Origin of the sequence: Ectopseudomonas oleovorans, from assembly GCF_003052605.1 — a bacterium.
Classification (GTDB): domain Bacteria; phylum Pseudomonadota; class Gammaproteobacteria; order Pseudomonadales; family Pseudomonadaceae; genus Aquipseudomonas; species Aquipseudomonas oleovorans_A.
Map to the genome: position 1 here is coordinate 1 of NZ_QASO01000044.1, position 2,519 is coordinate 2,519.

Annotated in this window: 2 protein-coding genes; both read left to right on the top strand. The window is 54.2% G+C overall.

Annotation, left to right across the window (positions count from 1 at the left end; all coding sequences use genetic code 11):
* Positions 1-477 (top strand): IS66 family transposase (locus DBO86_RS08550; protein WP_146173183.1); only part of this gene is annotated, 477 nt, incomplete at its 5' end.
* Positions 478-1,995, top strand: a complete 1,518-nt coding sequence (locus DBO86_RS08555; protein WP_108233469.1) for a hypothetical protein — start codon at positions 478-480, stop codon at positions 1,993-1,995.
* Positions 1,996-2,519: the final 524 nt, after the last annotated feature.

Here is a 2,519-nt window from a genome sequence, read left to right on the forward strand (position 1 = left end):
GCCTTGAGGTACATCCAGCTGCTGTACGAAATCGAGCATGAAGTCCGCGACCTAGAACCGGATTTACGCCGCCGAATACGACAAGAAAAAGCCGTACCGGTGATGGACGCGTTGCATGCCTGGATGATCACCCAGCGCCTACTTGTGCACGATGGCTCGGCCATCAGCAAAGCATTGGATTACAGCCTCAAACGCTGGACGGCGCTGTCGCGCTATCTCGATGACGGCGCCGTACCCATTGACAATAATTGGGCAGAGAACCAGATCCGGCCATGGGCGTTGGGGCGCAAGAACTGGCTCTTTGCAGGTTCACTGCGCAGCGGTAAACGGACAGCGGCGATCATGAGTTTGATCCAGTCAGCTCGACTCAACGGGCATGACCCGTACGCCTATTTGAAGGACGTCCTCACGCGCCTGCCGACGCAGCGGGCAAGTGAGATTACGGAGCTGCTGCCGCATAGGTGGCGACTGGTTTAGTTGCGCAAGACGGGATGCCCAGACGCATACGTCGCTTCCTCCCGCTTTGAAGATTTAACTAACGAAGCGAAATCGAAACTTGCCCATCTCGCGGCGAATCTGGCAACTGGTGAAGCCTACGAAAAGGATGCCGTGGCACTCTTCGAGGGAGTCATTCGGCGCGACGAGACACTGGTCGCGAGCGTAAGCGCGCAGTGGATCCAAGCGCTTGCTGATTCTCTTCCTTTGTCTTGCTGTGCGGCGCTTTTCCGAAGCTATACACAGCTACCAGAAACCGTGCGCAGCCAAATCGCTGCTTATTTTGATAGCGGGTTTACTTTGGCCTCCCCACCGGATTCCTTTGACGAGCTGTACCAAATGGCAGCCCAGGAGATTCCGACAGATTGCTGGAATTCGGGCGAACTCAAGGCACATCTAGCTCAGGCTCTGAGTAAGCTTCCGTCCAAGGTCAGCAGTGCTGTGTCGGACCTCAAAGCCCTGCTACCAGGGTTTTCGAAGATATACCTTCATGCTGAGCCGGCGACGGTGGCGGCTTGTCTGCACAACACCTTCACTGGGGCTAGTAGCTATCCTGCCCAACTCAATTTGTTACATCAGTATTTCGCTGGCACCTGGCCCACCACAGTAGCGGTCCATCCGGGCTACAGCCCGCAAATCATCTTTGATAGTGCCATCCAGGTTGCAAGGAAATTCCCCCAGGAAGCGAAGCGCGGACTGCTCCATTCGCTTGATTCAATGCTTCATGCTGGCATCGTTGGAGCCGAGCATGAGAATGCGCTTATGGAGGTCGCAAATCTCATCTGGAGAACCCACCCTGCAGAGGCAGAGCAATTCTTGGCACGCACTACCGGAGCTCTTCCAGCAGACCAGATCGCAACGATGCCCGATGTGATCAATTGGGAGGCGACGAGCGAAGTGGAGTGGCTGGAAAGAGTCTGGATGAACGCCGCGCAAAATCTGGCCCCGACTGAGCGGGTGCCAGCAACAATTCAAATAGTTGCGAAGGGGCAGATCGGTACAAGTGAACTACCCGATCATGGCCTTACCTTGTGGAGAAAATCCTTAGGTGAGGATGCCTATGCTGTACTCAAGCAAGCGGTACTCAGCCCAGAGATTGCCGATCAAGGGCGACGTCGTTTGTGGCGGCAGATTTCATCGCTCAGTAGCAAGCCGGGAATTCGAGAACTTATTAATCTGGCTGTCGGCCTCACCATACTACCCTCCGCGCCAGAAACTACTGCTGCTGCCAACGAGGAACTGGAAAAGCTTTGCCTACAGCTGGCGGATCAAAGCAGTCGCTTTGATATCGCATTACTTCTTCTGAATAACCTGCCCAAATGTTCATCTATAACGATAAAGGCGAACCTCGCGCGATTGGCGCATCAGTTGGGTACGCATGCGGTTCTTCGAGAGGTTGATGCCTCCACCTTGACCCATGACGACCTACAAGTCATTGCAGAAATTTTTGGCAAAGGCCGTGAGCTAACAAATCTTCAGAGGCGATTCGGTGATCGATAGCTGTCTTTAGAGGGATAGCGAACAAGGCAGTGTGAATTGGTACATGAAGTAGAGAGTGGTGTCGCTGAATGTCAGCTCTTGGCCGAGACCAGCCTGTTACAACAGTCGACTCCCGGCCCAGAGCGTGTAAAAACGCTTTCGTATCTTGAGTGCCTTAACCAGGCTCTCCTCGCCGAGTCGATTTCCCAAGTTTTTGCCCCGACCAGCACCGGTAACGCTACAGAGCGTTTATGGCGCTCTTTAGCACCTTCTGGAACAGCAAAAGCCAGGGCTTTTACGCCGCCATCGCTTGTTGCCGCTGACCGAAAACTGACCCAGTAGAGGCTGTTCTGCCGACTGAAAACTGACCCAGGTGTTCAACTGCTTCTGCTCAATTTTTGAGCAGGAGAACACAGGGTGATCAGTATGGAAATGATGGGTGCAAAATCCGCCGGATGTATTTCCGCGACAAGCTGTCGCTGCATGAGATAGCCAAGCGCACCGGGTTGGCGCGCAACACGATTCGCAAGTGGGTCAGAGCACCT